This window comes from Flavobacterium commune (genome assembly GCF_001857965.1).
GTDB lineage: Bacteria > Bacteroidota > Bacteroidia > Flavobacteriales > Flavobacteriaceae > Flavobacterium > Flavobacterium commune.
On the sequence record NZ_CP017774.1, the window covers coordinates 1058809 to 1076984 of the forward strand.

At 33.7% G+C, this 18176-nt stretch carries 11 protein-coding genes; 5 read left to right on the plus strand and 6 right to left on the minus strand.

Annotation, left to right across the window (positions count from 1 at the left end; all coding sequences use genetic code 11):
* The first annotated feature begins 2 nt into the window (after positions 1 to 2).
* From BIW12_RS04555 to BIW12_RS04575, 5 genes are all read left to right on the plus strand, one after another.
* A complete protein-coding gene (locus BIW12_RS04555; protein ID WP_071184014.1) occupies positions 3 to 305 on the plus strand; it encodes a type II toxin-antitoxin system RelE/ParE family toxin in 303 nt (100 codons plus the stop codon).
* A gap of 4 nt (positions 306 to 309) precedes the next feature.
* Positions 310 to 1248 carry a mevalonate kinase family protein gene (locus tag BIW12_RS04560; protein WP_071184015.1) on the plus strand — a complete coding sequence of 313 codons (939 nt, stop codon included), beginning with the start codon at positions 310 to 312 and terminating at the stop codon, positions 1246 to 1248.
* Positions 1249 to 1407: 159 nt separating this feature from the next.
* Positions 1408 to 2844, plus strand: a complete 1437-nt coding sequence (locus tag BIW12_RS04565; RefSeq protein WP_071184016.1) for a sensor histidine kinase — start codon at positions 1408 to 1410, stop codon at positions 2842 to 2844.
* Positions 2845 to 2956: 112 nt separating this feature from the next.
* Positions 2957 to 3913, plus strand: coding sequence for a geranylgeranylglycerol-phosphate geranylgeranyltransferase (locus tag BIW12_RS04570; RefSeq protein WP_071184017.1), 957 nt, complete (start codon positions 2957 to 2959; stop codon positions 3911 to 3913).
* Positions 3914 to 4060: 147 nt separating this feature from the next.
* The gene (locus BIW12_RS04575) at positions 4061 to 4999 is read left to right on the plus strand and encodes a pseudouridine synthase (protein ID WP_071184018.1); all 939 of its coding nucleotides are present in this window, start codon (positions 4061 to 4063) and stop codon (positions 4997 to 4999) included.
* A 151-nt stretch (positions 5000 to 5150) separates the two neighbouring features.
* Here BIW12_RS04575 and BIW12_RS04580 read toward each other — a convergent pair whose 3' ends face one another.
* The 6 genes from BIW12_RS04580 to BIW12_RS04605 form a co-directional block, all read right to left on the minus strand.
* The gene (locus BIW12_RS04580) at positions 5151 to 6848 is read right to left on the minus strand and encodes a RagB/SusD family nutrient uptake outer membrane protein (RefSeq protein WP_071186130.1); all 1698 of its coding nucleotides are present in this window, start codon (positions 6846 to 6848) and stop codon (positions 5151 to 5153) included.
* An 87-nt stretch (positions 6849 to 6935) separates the two neighbouring features.
* The gene (locus tag BIW12_RS04585; RefSeq protein ID WP_071184019.1) at positions 6936 to 10124 is read right to left on the minus strand and encodes a SusC/RagA family TonB-linked outer membrane protein; all 3189 of its coding nucleotides are present in this window, start codon (positions 10122 to 10124) and stop codon (positions 6936 to 6938) included.
* A gap of 22 nt (positions 10125 to 10146) precedes the next feature.
* A complete protein-coding gene (locus BIW12_RS04590) occupies positions 10147 to 11616 on the minus strand; it encodes a fasciclin domain-containing protein (protein ID WP_071184020.1) in 1470 nt (489 codons plus the stop codon).
* A gap of 32 nt (positions 11617 to 11648) precedes the next feature.
* Positions 11649 to 13367 (minus strand): fasciclin domain-containing protein, encoded by a 1719-nt coding sequence (locus BIW12_RS04595; protein ID WP_071184021.1) that lies wholly within the window; start codon positions 13365 to 13367, stop codon positions 11649 to 11651.
* Positions 13368 to 13381: 14 nt separating this feature from the next.
* Entirely contained in the window at positions 13382 to 14878 is a 1497-nt protein-coding gene (locus BIW12_RS04600; protein WP_071184022.1) for a RagB/SusD family nutrient uptake outer membrane protein, read from the minus strand.
* A gap of 19 nt (positions 14879 to 14897) precedes the next feature.
* Positions 14898 to 18173, minus strand: coding sequence for a SusC/RagA family TonB-linked outer membrane protein (locus BIW12_RS04605; RefSeq protein WP_071184023.1), 3276 nt, complete (start codon positions 18171 to 18173; stop codon positions 14898 to 14900).
* Positions 18174 to 18176: the final 3 nt, after the last annotated feature.

Below are 18176 nucleotides of genomic sequence, written 5' to 3' on the forward strand. Positions count from 1 at the left end.
AGATGAAAAGGGAGGTTGTAATTACTCCTAGAGCTAAAATGGAAGTTGAAGAAATTTTTAACTACTTGGAAACAAAATGGAATAATGAAGTAAAAAGAAAATTTTCAAATAAGATTAATTCCACAATACAATTAATTGTTGAAAATCCAGAATTATTTCCAATTTCGAGCATAAATAAAAAAATTAGAAAAGTTGTTATTAGTAAACAAACCAGTTTGTTTTATCATTACAACATCAAACATATTGTTATTGTTTCTGTTTTTGACACCAGACAAAACCCAAATAAATTGAAAGACTTAAAATAAAAATATGAAAGGACCTTTATTTTACTCAAAAATATTACTCTTTGGAGAATATGGAATTATTCGTGATTCTAAAGGATTGTCTATTCCTTATAATTTTTATAATGGTGCATTGAAAAAAGAAGAGAATCCTTCTGCCGAAGCCATTGCTTCTAACGCCAGTTTAAAACGTTTTGCTAATTATTTAGAAACCTTAGAAAACGAACAAACAAATTTAGTTTCTTTTGATTTAAAGTCTTTAAAAAATGATATTGATACTGGAATGTATTTTGATTCCAGTATTCCGCAAGGTTATGGTGTAGGAAGTAGCGGAGCGTTAGTTGCTGCTATTTACGATAAATATGCCAATAATAAAATCACTATTCTGGAAAATTTAACCCGTGAAAAATTATTGCAGTTAAAAAATATATTTTCTCAAATGGAGAGTTTTTTCCATGGAAAAAGCTCCGGATTAGATCCTTTAAACAGCTATTTGAGTATCCCGATTTTGATTAATTCAAAAGATCATATTGAAGCAACCGGAATCCCAAATCAAAGTTTTGACGGTAAAGGTGCGGTGTTCTTATTAGATTCAGGAATTATAGGCGAAACTGCTCCTATGATCAATATTTTCATGGAAAACTTAAAAGACAAAGGTTTCCGTGCAATGCTGAAAAATCAGTTTGTAAAATATACCGATGCCTGTGTGGAAAACTTTTTACACGGTGATATGAAATCCTTATTTACCAACACCAAAAAATTATCTAAAGTAGTTTTAAACCATTTTAAACCTATGATTCCGGAGCAATTTCATGAAATTTGGCAAAAAGGAATTGAAACAAATGATTACTATTTAAAACTTTGCGGTTCTGGCGGTGGCGGTTATATTCTTGGTTTTACTGAAGATATAGAACGTGCTAAAGCTTCATTGAAAGATTACAAATTAGAAGTGGTTTATCAATTCTAATTCCTTCTTACTTTATTCTTTTACTTGAAAAGTACTGGTTTTACTTATTCTATAGCGTTTTTATTTCAGTAAACAACTTGACCAATTCCTACTTTTTGATAAGAAAAAACAGCGTATCTTTAAACTCCGTTTTCTATTTATCAACTAAATAAGAACAATATGCTTAAAAATACTCTTCTCAAAAAACTTAGATTAGACAATGTTTTTATTCCATTGCTGGTAGTAGCTCTGTCATGTACCCTTTTAATAGCAAGCAATTATCTAACTATAAAAATTTTATCGGCATCGAGAGCGTACATCAATGGTGAATCTCATTATTCAAAAGGACAAAAAGATGCAACCCGTCATTTAACGACCTATCTTTTAACCAGTGACAGTAACGAATGGCAGTCATTTCAAAGAGAATTAAGTGTTCCTAAAGGAGATAAAATTGCTCGTTTAGGTTTGATTAACAATGCTCCTATTGAAACAATCGAAGCCGGACTTAGAGCCGGAAGAAATAACTCCGAGGATTTTGATGATTTAATATGGCTTTTTAAGAACTTTAGATCCGTTTCTTTTTTTGCAGAAGCAATAAAAGAATGGGAAAATGCCGATCTATCAATTGAGAAATTAGCTATTCTGGGACAAAATGTAAATCAGAAAATAACAGCTAAAAGTCTAACTAGTGCCGACAAAGAAAATATCCTAAAAAAAATCAACACATTAAGTATAGAGCTCAACCAAAACGAAAAAGCATTTTCTGAAAAATTGAGTTCGGGATCGCGTTCGATTAAAAATCTTCTTTTACTGATTAATATTTTCTTTTCATTAATTATCATAGGAAGTGTCAGTATTTATTATTGGGTAATCGTCACTAAACTAAAACGATCTAAGACAGAAACCGAAGAAACCAACAAGAGTTTAACGATAGTCAACAAAGAATTAGACCAATTTGTTTACAGTGCGTCTCATGATTTAAGATCACCTATTTCTTCTTTAAAAGGATTAATTGAAATCATGAACACCGAAAATAACGTGACCCAATTAAGGGCTTATTTGGCACTAATGAATCAAAATCTGGATAAACAAGATCAATTTATAAAAGACATTATTGAGTATTCCAGAAATAAAAAAACAAAACTTGCTATCAAAAAAGTGAGCCTGATTCAAACAATAGAAGAAGCAATCAATCAAAACCAATTCAGACAGGAAACCAAAAAAATCAGCATTAACAAAACTCTGAATATTGACAATATTGACAGTGATGAATTAAAACTAAAAATCATCATCAATAATTTACTGACCAATGCCATCAAATATTCGGATTCGGGAAAAGAAAATTGCTACATTACCATCAATACCTATGCAGACGATCAGGGGAATAAAATTGTCATTTCGGATAATGGTATTGGTATAAAACCGGAATATCAAAACAAAATATTCGATATGTTTTTTGTAACCAATAACAACAACAAAGGCACCGGTTTAGGTCTTTATTTGGTAAAAGATGCTATTAAAACACTAAACGGAACCATCGAAATTACATCAAAAATCAACATTGGAACAAAATTCACCATCAATTTACCCAAAAAATACGACCAATTAATCTCCTGATTGCGATACTAAAGTGCTTAATTTTTTAGTTATTTTAATTCAAATAAGCTTGTTTTAAAAAACAAACCCTTAAATTTGAATAAAGAACTTAAAAACTGACCGAAAACAAAAAATGCTTAGTAGAAAAAACAAACTTTTAGCGTTAAAAATCATTAGTTTGTTCTCTGTGGTTAGAGGTTACAACATTCCCATCATTATCTTGGCACAATATTTATCTGCCATATTTATCTTGGCTCCTGAGATAAGAGCATTAGATGTTTTGCTGGATTTTAGTTTATTTCTCATTGTTTTTGCCTCCACAGTAACTATTGCTTCGGGTTATATTATCAATAATTTTTATGATAGTAGAAAAGATTTAATTAACCGTCCTACTAAGTCAATGCTCGATCGATTAGTCAGTCAAAGCACCAAACTTAAAGTATATTTTTCACTTAACTTTATAGCAGCATTAGTAGCAGCCTATCTATCATGGCGGGCTTTTTTATTTTTTTCAGCTTATATTTTCCTAATTTGGTTTTACTCTCACAAAATCAAAAAAATAGCTCTTATAGGCAATCTTATGGCATCCATCCTAGCAGTAATGCCTTTTTTTGCGATATTATTATATTATTACACTAAACTTCCTTTTTATGAAATAGAAACATACAAAAGTCAATTTGTGGTGATTTCAGCTCATGCTACTTTTTTATTTTTATTATTACTTATCAGGGAAATGATTAAGGATTTAGAGAACATCAAAGGCGATTTAGTCGATAACTACCATACCATCCCGGTTTTATATGGTGAAACAACTTCAAAAAAAATCATCAGTTTCCTGAGTCTTCTAACCTTATTCCCTGTTTATATTTTAATCGAAATTTACGATGTAGGCTACATGGATATTTATTTCTATTCCTGTCTCATTATCTTGCTGTTTTTCTTGAAATATTTATGGAAATCGAATACTAAAGCTCAATTCTTATTACTGCACAACGTACTTAAATTCCTGATTGTTTCAGGAGTTTTCTGTATTATTCTAATCAATCCAAGTGTTTTATGGCACGGAAAAAAGCTGTTGCTTTCTTTTTGATTACAATTCTAATCAGAAGAAACAACTTATCAACGAGTTAGTTAATGTTTTATAATCAGCATTTATCAATTAGCTATTATATAAATACTATCTTTGCACACTCGAGGCCATTAAAGGCCGAACAGACGAAGTAAATTATAGAATATTATGAATAATAAGGAAGGCAACAATAAAAGAGGAGGTTCCAGACCTAATAGCTCCAGACCAAGTTCTAACAAGCCAACCCGAGGCGGAGCCGAGCGGAGCGGAGCTAAACCTGCAATGCCAAAAAGAGCGCAAGGCCCTAAAAAAGTAAAACCGAATACAAAAGCTGCTGAAGCTCCTGCAAATAAAGTTGAGAAAAAGCCAAATCCGACGGCTAAAAGACCAAAAGCAAAAGACGAAATTCGTTTGAATAAATACATTTCAAATTCAGGTGTCTGTTCTCGTCGTGATGCAGATATTTACATTCAATCAGGAAATGTAAAAGTAAACGGCGTTCCGGTTACCGAAATGGGTTATCTGGTAAAACCCGGTGATGATGTAAATTTTGACGGAGTAAAATTAACCCCGGAGAAAAAAGTGTACATTTTGCTTAACAAACCTAAAAACTTTACTACAGCTCTTGACGAAGGTCAGGAATACAGAAATGTATTGGAACTGGTAAAAGGCTCTACAACAGCTAAAATTGCAGCTGTAGGACGCATGGATAAAAATACCACTGGATTATTATTGTTCACCAATGATACCGACATGATTAGAAAATTTACCTTACCTAATCAAAAATCATCTAAAATATACCAGGTTTCTCTTGACAAAAACCTGAAATTTGAAGATTTAGAAAAAATCAACAAAGGATTAGTTTTAGACGGACACCGTGTTTTTGTTGAAGAAGTAAGCTACATTGAAGGAGAAGCAAAAAGCGAAATTGGATTGAAATTAAAAACTTCAAACGTAAAAGTAGTTCGCGCCATTTTTGAACATTTCGAATATGATGTATTGCGTATTGACCGTGTTGCTTTTGCAGGTTTGACTAAAAAGAACTTACCTAGAGGAAACTGGAGATTACTTACCGAACAGGAGATTATCAATCTGAAAAACGTTTAGTTTTTTCGTTTTACAAAAACAAAGAACCGCTTCAAATTAAGTTTTGAGGCGGTTTTTTTTTGTTGAGTTAACACCTGATTTTCACGAATAAAAAAGCCGTCCCGATGACTATCGGGACGGCTAATTCACTACAAATTATTCAATCTATATATTACCATTTAAATGGCAGGTACCAATTACTAGGATTCATTAATTTAGCTCTCACTTCGTCTGCTTTAGCATTTCCGTCTTTGCTCAATTTATCATAGATTTTATCGGCCAAGAAGGAAGGATCATTTCTTCGTCTGGCAATACGCACTAAATCTTCCCAACGGTTTCCTTCGTAAGCTAGCTCTAAAGCAGCCTCATTAATAATATTATTCTCAGTAGTAATTACATCATCACCAATTGCACCAACCGACTCTAATCTAGCACGTCCTCTCACCCCTGTATTACGATGCCAAGGTGCTCTGTAGTTAGGAAAATCTCCTTGTCGAGCATCAAAATCATACGGAAAGGGCTCTTTAGTCTGCTGTATATCAGTCACATCTGTAGGAATAGTACCTGAAGGACTATAAGCTGCCTTAATCCCTTGATTTAAAAGAGCATAAGCAATTTTTTGCTGATTATCTCTATTTGCCGCTTCAGCATAACGCAAATGCAACTTAGCCGCACGATACAAAAACCAATCTCCGTTTCTTTTAAACTGATCTGCAGCTCCTTCAAATTTATAGATATACTTCATAATTACAGGATCTCCAGCTACCATTCTATAAGTAAACTTTGGACCACGTGCATCATAAGGATAACCAAATACAGAACCAAAAACCTGATTATTAGAATTCCATAAATCAATTGCACGTTGAGATGGTTTGGCTAAATAATCTCCTGATGTTTTAGAAAAGAAAGCAATAAATGGATTTGCAGGAGCAAAACTACTCTCAAAAGGCAATGACCAAATCCACTCTGAATTCCACAAGACATCTCTGGTTCTTCCAAAAATAGAACGCCATCCTTTAGTATTACTATCTACCAAGGTGGTTGCATCTGTCTCAAAATTTCTTAAATAACCCACAGCCAAATCCTCATTAGTAATAACCTCTGCAAATTTTACACGGTAATTATCTACGGTTTGTACACCACCAGCCGGCGTTTCTTCCATCACATTTTTGTAATGAGCAGCAGCCAACTGATAATTCCCTTTCCATAACTGCAAATCACCCAATAAACATTCCTTATTAATAAAGAATTTTCTGGTATCATAACCATCCACTGTTACCAACAAACTACTTTGTCCATCATAAATATTTTTATAAGTTAAAGCTTCTGTAAAAGTGACCAATTGATCTAAAAGCTGATCAAAAGGAATTCTTGGATATTTATTGATGTTTTTAACGTCCTCAAGTGTTTCAATTGGTTCTGTAATATAAGGCACACTACCAAAATGAATCCCTAATTGTAAATAAACCCAGGAACGAATACAAGCGATATCAGCATAACGCTGTTCATATTGTGATTGTGTAAATTTCTTATCGGCTAACATGATGTCAAAATTCTTTAAGGCATCATTACAATTTTGAATTACTTCATAAAATTGTTTAGGACTAATGTATGGGTTTTCTTCTGTAACATTATGCTCTGATAATTGCTCTAAATAAGGATTTGAATTCCTGGTAGTAGTCATCAAATCGGCACGCATCTCATTCAGAATAACGTGTTTTTCCGCAAGAGCCATAAACTTACCATAAATACCTATTACGGCAGCATCAGCATCGTAAACATCACGATATAATTGATCACCTACAAGCTTATCTTCAGGTTGTACATCCAGATAGTCCTGGCATGAGCCAAAACTAAATAATAGTGCCATAACCGATACTATCGACACGATACTTTTTGTTGTTTTTGTTTTTATTGTTGTTATCATCTGTATGTTCTTTCTATAAAGAGTAAATAATTAAAGCCCTAAACGCAATCCTAGTTGAACTGTTGTAAACTGAGGTGCTAAACCAATATCTGTTCCTTGTCCGAAAATAGACGAAGTTGCACTAAACTCAGGATCATATCCAAGGTATTTAGTAAAGGTAATCAGGTTATTTGCAGTTGCATAAAGCTTGATATACTTAACATAATTTGCATCATTTACTTTAAAATCATACCCTAATACCAAAGTTTTTAATCTTAGATAAGAACCATCTTCAATCCATCTGCTTGAAAATTCTGAATTCCCCATTGGATCTCCCCAAGCAGCTTTTGGAATATCCGTTTGCTGTCCTTCGGCTCTCCAACGATTAGCTACTGCGGCACTTTGATTTTCGTATCCACTCATTTTCTCTAAATTGTAACGCAATCCATTATAGATATCATTACCAATTGAAAAATTAAACAAGGCCTGAAGACTGAAACGTTTATAAGTTAAATTAGTTGAAAAACTACCTAATACATCCGGATTTGGATTACCTATTACCATACGGTCATTGTTATCAATAACTTTATCGTTATTAGTATCTACAAATCGCATATCTCCTGCTGTAAAAGGAATTAACTCTCCATTAGTTAATCTTCGGTTCAAACCGGCTGCACTGGCTTCAGCAGTAGTACTATAAACACCTGCTGCTTTTAAACCGTAGAATAAATTAGCATCATTGCCAACTGATGTTAAATAAGTAGCACCTGCAAATTGAGTAAGGATGTCACCATTAGGCAAGCCTTGGACTTCATTTTTATAACGGCTCACATTCACTCCTAAATCAAAAGTAAAATCAGTTGACTTAACAATACGAGCTTTTAATGATAAATCAGCTCCTATAGTACGCATTGAAGCATTGTTAGAGGCTGCAAAATCAAAACCACTTGCATCACTAACCGTTTCATAGACAATCATATTCCTTGTTCTGTTAGAAAAAACATCGATAGAAGCATTCAGTCTTTCGTTGAAAATACCTAAATCGGCACCAACATTAAATTTCTTAACAGTTTCCCATTGCAAGTTAGGATTAGCAATATTACCTCTTACTATACCTTGCATCCCCAATAAATTTTGAGAGATATAATATTTTTGAGCTGTAAAATTTCCTATATCGTCATTTCCACTATGACCATAAGTAGCTCTCAATTTTAAGTAATCAATAGCTTTTACATTCTTCATAAAACCTTCAGAAGATACTAACCAGGCTCCGGTTATAGATGTCATTAATGCATACTTATTAGCACCATTGACTTTATCTCCAAATCTACTGGAACCATCAACAGCATAACTTGTAGTCAGGAAATATTTATTTCGATAATTATAATCAGCATTAGCATAAATATTCAACCAGTTCCATTCGCCTAAAACTCCCCCCACCTGACGTAGTAAGTTAGATCCAGCACCTACTGATGTAAAATCATCAGTTGATGAATTATACCCTAAACCTAGGTCACTCTCTGATTTATTTCTTTGTGTTCTAACTCCAAAACGAACTTCAAGATTATGATCATTATTAAAATTTTTTAAATAATTAGCATAAGTATCTGTATAGAGACTATTATAAATTTGAATTTCACTTCCTGAACGGTTAGTACCAATAGCTGTAGGAAGAACAACATCAGCAACGCCTTGATCTGGAATAAAGAAAGATTCTCTTTCTTTATTGAGTGTTAATCCCAGAATAGTATTAATATCCCAAGACTTATTCAAAACATACTTGAATTTAAGATTTCCAAAAAAACGATAGTTATTATTCCTTCCAAATCCATTAGTAAAAATAGCTTTCGGATTACCTACATTAAAATCATCCACATCAGCTAGGTTAGGAGAAACTTCTCCTGCATCATTAATATCATTAACCGCTAAAAATGGTGATTTAGTCAATGCTAAATACAAAGGACTTGTTTTATAAGCAAAACCCTGATCCCATTGTTCCTGAACATTATTGATAAAAGATAAATTAGCATCAACAGATAATTTGTTTGTTAATTTTAAAGCGGCATTTAAGCGCGTACTATATCTTTTAGTATTCACCTGATCGATAATACCTTTGCTATCCAAATAACCTACTGATAAACCAAACTTAGCTATTTCATCTCCTCCGCGAATCTTAAGAAAATAATTCTGATTTACGCTAGGTTTAAAAACCTGATCCTGCCAGTTTGTGTTATTATGATATTTATAATATCCCGCTGAACCTACTTGATCATTCATATACGGCAAATTAGAAATCTGTACTGGTGATAAACCACGTCCTAATTCTAATTGTGATAAATGTGTACGATACCCTTTAGCATCTAATAAAGGTAACTCATCCGGCGTTTGATTAACACTTCCATACATCGTAAAATCAATCTTAGTAGATAATTCTGTTGCACGAGTGGTAGTAATTTTAATTACTCCATTAGCTCCTTTAGTCCCATAAAGAGAGGAACCATCTTTTATAACAGTTACATCTTCAATATCCTTAACATCAATATTACTTAAAGGAGAAGACATATTGTTTTGCAAAATACCTGATCCATAATCTTCGTCATCATAAATCATTCCGTCAACAATAATTAAAGGTTTGTTAGTGGCATACAAAGAAGTAAATCCACGTAAAGACAAATAAGTACCGGCTCCAGGAGTTCCTGAATTCCTAACTGTGCTTAAACCGGCTACTTTACCTTGAAGAAAACCACCTACTGATTCATTAACAGGAGCAGACCATTGATCATTTTTGAAATCAACAACACTTGCTGCAGTGGTGTTATTGTACTGCATTTTTTCTCCGGCAGCTAAATTGGCCATTTCATAAGCAGGAGCATAATGAGGCTCACTTAAAAATATTTCAATTCCTGATTCTTGTCGTCTTAAAGCATAGACCTTAGTTTGAAAATTTTCGCCACTAATTTTAAGAACTGCTTCTAAATTAGGAACTTTAATATCAAAACTACCGTCATCATGAGTAATGGCTGCCGAAAAACCATCGACAGCAACATTTATCCCTGATAAAGCGGATTTGGTTTTAGCACTTTTTACAACACCTTTTACTAAAATGCCTTTTGTTGTTTTATTTAAATTTGTCGTTGCAGTAGCAGTAGAATCCTGAACCTCCTGAGCGTACAGTGGTGTATAGAATTCCGCTGCAAAAAATAGGCTAACAAGACAGCTTAGTTTTATAATTTTTAGCATAACTATTTTTTTATAGAATATATTATTTAAGAACAGGAACAAATTTCAAATAATCAAGAGTAAGCCCACTAGTAGCAGTTGTAGCTCCACCTATTAAAGAGATGAGGTCAATATTACCCGCATCAGTTTTTGTAAATTGCCCTACAAGGATTTCATCATAATTGTTAAATGGAATAATCGTAAGAGGAACTGCTTCAAAAAAATTAGCTACATCATAAGTACTACCTGTTAACACTATCGATCCTCCTATCCCTAATTTTTGTTGAAAAAGAGTAGCTGTTGTTCTGTCATTAACTGCTCTCCAATACACTTTGTATGTAGTACTATACATATCCTTTGCATTATATAAGAGCGTAAACTTACCTCTGGTAGGTGCTTGCACCATAATATCGTTAAACAGCATCCCTAAAGGATCTCTTCTATCACGATAAAGAATAGGGGTTCGCGACCCTATATAACCTGAATTTTTCTCTCCTTCAATTCTTGTAGTTACTAAACGTTTAGTAAGTGGAACATCAACTTTTTTCATGATATAGACAATACCATTACTTAAATGAATTTGTTGAGCAATCTGAGTTTTGTCTATTGGTACTTCAACTCCAAATCTTGAGGTTAAAGTGGCTGGTAATTCATCCAATTCATACTTTTTAGCAAAAGCCATATCTCTTAATGTAAAATATTGGGCATAAATAGCTGTAGAATCGATTGTTGGTTCATTTGAAGTTTTAATCAAATAAGGCTTCATTTTATTTACTTCATCTGTATAACCTGTATCTTCCATTAAAAATAAAGTGTACAAATTATTCTCGTTATTCAAATTATAGACATTTCTTAAATAGGAATTGGTCAAAGAATCTGATAGGTACCCTGCACCTCTTTCTTCAGACAAGACTTTCGCAGCTAAATCTGAGGTATAAATACTAAAATCTTTTAAACTTGACAAATAAGCACTCATAGCAGAGTTGTCAACCTGAGAATTAACATACTGCCAAATGTTTAATTTTGGTGTCAAGGCTTTGTCTATGATATGAAAAACACCATTAGCAGCATAATGATCCGCACTAACAAGTGTTGCATCATCAATCATAGTACTCCCTTTAAATATTAAATTTTTATTGCTAAACATCTTAATTCTCTCGTTCGGATTAGTTCTCTCCGAAGAATAAGCAGTTAGAGTAATATGATTAGCAACAAATGTTTTAAGTGCTTCCGGATTGTTTAATATCTCACTACCTACCTGAGACATAGCAGCATTAGTAGGAACAAAAACAGTAAAAGTCCTAGATGAAGCTAATATTTCATCGTATCCGGTTTGAACCAACAATTCGGCAAACTGGGAAGTTTCAGATGTTTTGCTAATAGCTTCATCAAGCGTAATTCCCAGATTAGCATCACCATTATCTATACGATCATCCCAAGGATTAGAGCATGAGATTATAGCTAGTGCGAAAACACTAGCTAATAACCTCCTATATTTATTTTTTAAAATCATTTCTATTTGATTAAAGTTATAATTGATGTATTTTAAGGTTGTTGGACTAAAGTACTCTTACCAGCAGCAAATTTTGGCCACAATTGATTCATTTCTACAGGACGGAATTCTGCAATATCAAACCATGATTGAGCCGAAAAATTCCCTTGACTTTGTAACATTAAAGTATGTCTTCCCGTAGTTGTTACATCTACTACACCTACTAATCTACAATTTACCCTGTTTGACCATGGTGAAGCATAACGCTTATATCCTTGAGATTCCAATACGGTTTCTGGAGTGTTTGCAGTATCAGTATTACCTCCCTCATGTAAGTTTACTTGTCTAGGCATTTCTATTCCATCAAAAAACACTTTCACATTCCCTAGTTTAGTGGCTTGCTGTCTATATGAAATCCAAATTTTATATCTTCCTTTAATAATAACTGGTGTTTTAAAAGCAACATTCTGAGCATTTGCATCTCTAAAACGGAAAATTTCACAAACATCTGCTCCCCAGCATCCGGCAATACCACTTGTTATACCAGTACCATCTGCTGCTTTATTATAGGCTATATAAGCATTTGCATCACTTGCTTTACCATCCCAAGTAACATCAATACCTGCGTTGTCAACTGTAAGTTTTTCATAGGCTGCACCAGGTTTTTTCCAAAAAGCGGTTAATCTTCTGAATTCGGCTATATCAGTAAACTCAAAATATACCGGAGCAGGTACACGTTTTTTAATCGCCATATTCCCTTCTACATAATGCAACACTCCATTAGATGCTGTTACATCACTTACACTTCTATCTATAGCAACCCCTTTTTCTAATACTCCATTAAAGATATCTTCATTTAATAATATAGTATCTTTACTCAACTTTGTACTAATTACTTCTAAAGGAGCTTTTGTAACTAAAGAAGGTGTTATAGCAATATCAGCCAGATACTGTAATCTTGGCAAAACACGGTAGCTAACAAACAAATTCAAACTGTCTTTTAAATCCAACGGATTATTCAAATGACTGTATCTGCTTTTTAGTTGATCTAAAGTAGTATATCCTGCTGCTTCAAAAACTTCATTAGTTTGAGCTAAAACAGTTAAATAACTATCAATATCAGTCTTGTCTGTCAAAGGTTGGTTTAATGTTTCAAACCATCCTGTTGCCTTTAAAACCTCTGTAAATAAGGAAAGGTTGGGATCAGCTTCAATAGTTTGTGCCAATGTTTTATCAGCTACACGCAATACTTTATCAATAACATGGACTACTCCATTTCCTAATTCAATATTAGAAGCTATTATGCTTGCATCTTTATTTACAGTTGTAGAAGAAACTCCGTTTTTATTTGAAGCTCCTGTTACTAAATATTGACCATACAAACTAGGCGTCGCTATTTTACCATCAGTAAAAGAAGTCGTATTTACTTTTTGATCTAAAATATGCAGCATAGCAATATTTTGTAAATCAGTCATTGGAACCTGACTCAATGAAGTAGCTCCTACATCATTCAAATAAGCTTGTACAGCAGCATTATTGGGAATAAAAATGGTGTAAGTTCCATAAGTATTCATAAAGGAAGCATAATTAGTAATATCCAGAATTTCTAAAAACATAGAGTAATCCGGATTTTCTCTTAGATATTCAGTTATATTAAGAGTTTCATCGGTCGTTTCTTTTATTTTTTGTTCAGAACAATTTTGAAACACTAAAGCTATTAAAAAAACTAAAGTAAGTCTCAACAGGCTAGGTAATCTTAGTAATCTTTTCATGACTTAAAAATTTTTTATTTATAAAAAGGATTTTGCACAAGTGCTTTATTAGCAAAAAGTTCATTCGTGTTTATAGGTAAATAATGACTATTTGGATCTCTTAATTTAGCAACTACGGATTGTTGTTGCTCCGGAAGAGCACCCGAAACTCCTGCATCAAGTATTATATCAAGTCTTTCATAATTATTTCTTTTGGCATTACGAAGAATATCAAACCATCTCTTCCCTTCATAAGCAAATTCACGAGCACGCTCAGCCAATAAATAATTTATGATTTCGATTTTGTTTTCGGAACCTACTTCTTGTGAGGTTACTTCCAAAGCATTCCGTCTTAATCGTATTTCTTCAATAATTTCTATTGCCTCTGAACCTCTATTCAACTCAGTAAGTGCTTCGGCTTTCATTAACAACACATCAGCAAAACGATAAACAAACCAATGGGTATCTGAATTTTGTACTTCTTTATAATCATTAAAATTCAAGCCTACATACTTATAGATTTGAGAAGTACCCGGAACTAAAGAGGCACGTTCTCCACGTACATCCCTATTGTTAGCATTTTCTAAATCAATACCAAAAACATCTTCCAAAACACTTTCCCTGCCTAAAAACTGAGGTCTTATAACAAATATATTATAGAAAGAATTTAAGTTAGATGGTGTAAATTGAAATTCGAAAATACTCTCTGTAGAGTTACCCTGGGCATACACAGTTGTAAACCAATTGCTAGAAGCTTGTATTAATCTAAATCTTGGTGAAGCAATTACCTTATCAGCAGCAATGACTGCTTTTTCATAATCTTCTACCCATAAATAAACATCTGCCTGCATTGCATTAATAGCATAAGTAGTTATACGACCTCTATTTGATGCGTTATCTCCGTAATCTTCTACTCCATATTGCTCTGCTAATTCTAAATCTTTTATCACCTGAGCAAAAACCTCACTTTGAGTATTAGTTGGTAATTGAAAATTATCTGCATCACTTAATGTTGCATCTAATTTTAAAGGCACATCTCTATAGGTACGAGCCAATGTAAAGTACAAATAGGCCCTAATAGCCAAAGCTTCTGAAAGAAAATGATTTAACTGCGTTTGGGTTAGGGTTGGATCCTCTGCTCTAACTGCTGGGGCTAAATCAATAACCGTATTACAATAATTGATAGTTCTGTAAAAAGCAGACCAATCGGTTAATTCATTAGAAGCTATGATATTCGAATTCATAATATCTCTTTGATCTTCGGTAACATTCCCTCCGGGAGCAATCATATCTCCCCTCAATTCTCCATACATAAATAAATATTGAGACAAAGGCAAATCATTTACCCCAGGAGGCGAATTTAACATCGAAGAATAAATCCCTATTACCGCTGCCTGTATGTCTTCTTTGGTTTTCCAGAATTCCTCACGTATAATTCCATCCTGAGGACGTAAATCCAAATAGCTATCGCACGAACTTGTCGATACGAAAAGTATAAAGATTGCTAATATTGTTTTTATTTTAGTTTGCATAAATCAAATATTTTTTTATTTAAAAACGGGTTGTTAGACCAAATGAGAAACGTTTTGTAGGGGGTGTAGATGCGTTATCTATTGAAATTCCAAAAGCTCCTCTTCCCATACTTACCTCAGGATCCTGACCTCTGTATTTTGTAAATGTATATAAGTTATCTGCTGTCACATACATTCTTACTTCATCTAAATTTAATTTTTTCAATAGATTTTTACCCCAGTTATAACTAAGAGTTACCGAACGAAGACGAACAAAAGAAGCATCCTCTACATAACGATCAGAACCTAACCAGTTGTATCCTGCTCCATAAACTGCTCTGGGCATATTAGTAACATCTCCCGGATTACGCCATCTGGCCAAAGTTGCAGTACTTTGGTTACTCCATCCATACATATTTGTAGTATTCATATCAGTACCGTTTATAATATCATAATTCAAACGATAGGTAAAGAAAAGGTTTAATTTCCATTGGTTGTTAAAACTAACATTTGGACCAAAACCTCCCGCTAGTTTAGGATTACTGTTTCCTAAATACACCACATCACGACTATCAATATTACCATCCTTGTTAATATCTTCATAAATAGCATCACCTGGTTGAAATGTATAATCAGTTAATGGATAATTAAAACGCATAAACACATCTTGTCCGTTTGGTCCCACAATTACATTACCTCTGGCATCTCTGGCTTTAGTTGCTTCAAGATCAGTATAAACTCCTTTAAAACGGTATCCATAAAAAGAACCAAAAGGATTATCCACCTGAAGGAAACGCTTGAACTGTCCATTTCTATCTGTATTTCCACTTTCAGTGGCAACAAATTCAGAAATTTCAGTAATCATATTTTGATTTGCAGCAATATTGAAATTAAAATCTACCCTCCATTTTCCTGATTTATAAGGAGTAGCATTAAGACCTATTTCCCATCCTCTATTTTCCAACGTTCCTACGTTTTGATCAGATATTACACTATAACCAGAAACAGCACTTACACCAAGGTCTTCAAATCGAAGATCTTTGGTAGTTGTTTTATATATCTCAGCATCTATACTCAAACGTTTATTAAACATTTGAAGATTGAATCCTAAATTGGAACCAATTTTTGTCTCCCAACGCAAATTATTCAACTGCATATTTCCCGGAACAACACCATTAAGACCTAAATACTGTGTTTGATAATTGTTATAAATATTATAGAAAACATAATCCTCTTTAGGTGCTCCTCCTGAATGTCCATAACTCAATCGCATACTTAAGTCATCGATATTTTTAAAATTTTGCATAAATGGCTCTCCTGAAATCCTCCAACGAGTGGATATAGAAGGAAAATAACCGTATTTATTGTTATCTGCAAATTTTGAATTTCCATCAGCTCTTAAACCAACATTTATCAAATAGCGATCTAACAAACCGTATTGAGCACTAAACACAGCTCCTACGTTTCTTGCTTGAGTATTAGAAGTAAATAATGAACCTGTTTGTGTTCTGGATGGATTTGAGGGGTCTGTCAATAAAGAAGAAGCCGTATTAGAAGTCATTGCCTGATGTGCAGTATAACGAAAATCATTCGACTGCAATGACAATAAAGCTTGAAATGTTTGTTTTTCTCCTATATTAGGCGTGTAAATAAAATTTGTTTTTGTAATAATACTAGACTGATCAGAATCACCATCATAAGCTCTATTAACAACTGTCTCTGTGAAAGGACGACCTGTTGCATTTTGAGGTAAAAAAGATTTATTCTTTCTTGAGGCATAATCAAATTGTAAATCAAAAGTTGACATAAATACCTTAGGAATAATACTAACACTCAAATTGAAGTGAGGAACAATACGATCTTCTGCTATATCATTTATAGCTAACTCAGCCATGGCAAGCGGATTATAAGTACCTCCATAAGTACCCTGAACGTTGAATGCTGGTGAGAAATAATTTGGAGTCAAATTTCCTACTTCGTCATACTCATAAATACTCATATTAGGCATTTTGGTATAAGCTACTCCTCTTAATTTGTCTTCACTATCTTTAGAGTTAACATAATTACGTTGCGTATCTGTATGTGTATATGAAATATCTGTCTTAAACTTAATACGGTCAGATACAACATAATCCAGATTTAACCTTGCGTTTACTCTTTCTAATCCAGTACCTATAGTAACTCCTTTTTGTTTATAATAACCTACCGAGGTAAAATATCTTGCTTTTTGCCCTCCTCCCTGCAAAGAAAGGTTGTGATCTCCTGTAATACCGGGTTGAGTGATTGCATCTACCCAATTGGTATTTTGACTGTAATTATTAAAATAATATACATCCTGAGGATCATATTGAAACTCCTTTACAGTAAGTGTATTCAAAGGCACACCATTTCTATTCATAAATGCCTCTGGGATTAATTGTGAATATTGATCTCCACTTAACATAGGAATAGTAGGAGGCAACTTAGAATAAGTCCCTCTGTAAGTATAAGTAATCTTTGGCGCACCTACTGATCCACGCTTAGTCGTAATTAATAAAACTCCTGCAGCTGCACGAGATCCCCATATGGCCGTAGCGGCTGCATCTTTTAAAATGGTAATGGTTTCAATATCGGATGGTGCAATATTAATTAGGGCAGCATAACTCTGATCATCAGCCGATCCAAAATTAAAATCATCAGGTACTGAAGTTTCATAAGGCATCCCATCAACAACTATTAAAGGATCTGAAGAACCCGTAATTGAAGAAGTTCCTCGAATACGAATTTGCATCCCTGCTCCCGGATCTCCACTACTGGCAACAATATCAACTCCAGACAAACGACCTTGTAAAGCTTCGTCGATAGATGCCGCTTGTGTATTTTCTAAATCGGCCGCATTAATACTTACCGAACTGGTAGTACGATCACGATCCGCAATTCTCATCAAACCATTATCTGATGACTTAGAAGCAGTAAGAACAATCTCTTTTAATGATTCAACACTAGAAACCAATTTAACTTTAATTGATTGTCTCCCATTGATAGTAATAGTCTGTGATTTATATCCAATAGTAGAAACTACTATTTTATTATTTGGATTTTTAATTCGTAAAGCAAAATTTCCATCAAAATCGGTTACTGTGGATCCTACGGTACGATTTTCTGCATCCTGCTCAATAACGGTTGCTCCAGGAATCGTTAAATTATCCCCAGCATCAAAGACCTGACCACGTAACATAGTAGCTGCTGCTGGCTGTTGGGCTAATGCAGGCATAACTGCCAGAATAAAAAAGGCAAAAGTAAAACTGCGTAATATATTTATAATTGGTTGTCTCATTTT

Bases quoted from the DNA above. Each gene is read 5' to 3' on its own strand.
- BIW12_RS04555 (WP_071184014.1), top strand. From the start codon at position 3: ATGAAAAGGGAGGTTGTAATTACTCCTAGAGCTAAAATGGAAGTTGAA.
- BIW12_RS04560 (WP_071184015.1), top strand. From the start codon at position 310: ATGAAAGGACCTTTATTTTACTCAAAAATATTACTCTTTGGAGAATAT.
- BIW12_RS04565 (WP_071184016.1), top strand. From the start codon at position 1,408: ATGCTTAAAAATACTCTTCTCAAAAAACTTAGATTAGACAATGTTTTT.
- BIW12_RS04570 (WP_071184017.1), top strand. From the start codon at position 2,957: ATGCTTAGTAGAAAAAACAAACTTTTAGCGTTAAAAATCATTAGTTTG.
- BIW12_RS04575 (WP_071184018.1), top strand. From the start codon at position 4,061: ATGAATAATAAGGAAGGCAACAATAAAAGAGGAGGTTCCAGACCTAAT.
- BIW12_RS04580 (WP_071186130.1), bottom strand. From the start codon at position 6,848: ATGGCACTATTATTTAGTTTTGGCTCATGCCAGGACTATCTGGATGTA.
- BIW12_RS04585 (WP_071184019.1), bottom strand. From the start codon at position 10,124: ATGCTAAAAATTATAAAACTAAGCTGTCTTGTTAGCCTATTTTTTGCA.
- BIW12_RS04590 (WP_071184020.1), bottom strand. From the start codon at position 11,616: ATGATTTTAAAAAATAAATATAGGAGGTTATTAGCTAGTGTTTTCGCA.
- BIW12_RS04595 (WP_071184021.1), bottom strand. From the start codon at position 13,367: ATGAAAAGATTACTAAGATTACCTAGCCTGTTGAGACTTACTTTAGTT.
- BIW12_RS04600 (WP_071184022.1), bottom strand. From the start codon at position 14,878: ATGCAAACTAAAATAAAAACAATATTAGCAATCTTTATACTTTTCGTA.
- BIW12_RS04605 (WP_071184023.1), bottom strand. From the start codon at position 18,173: ATGAGACAACCAATTATAAATATATTACGCAGTTTTACTTTTGCCTTT.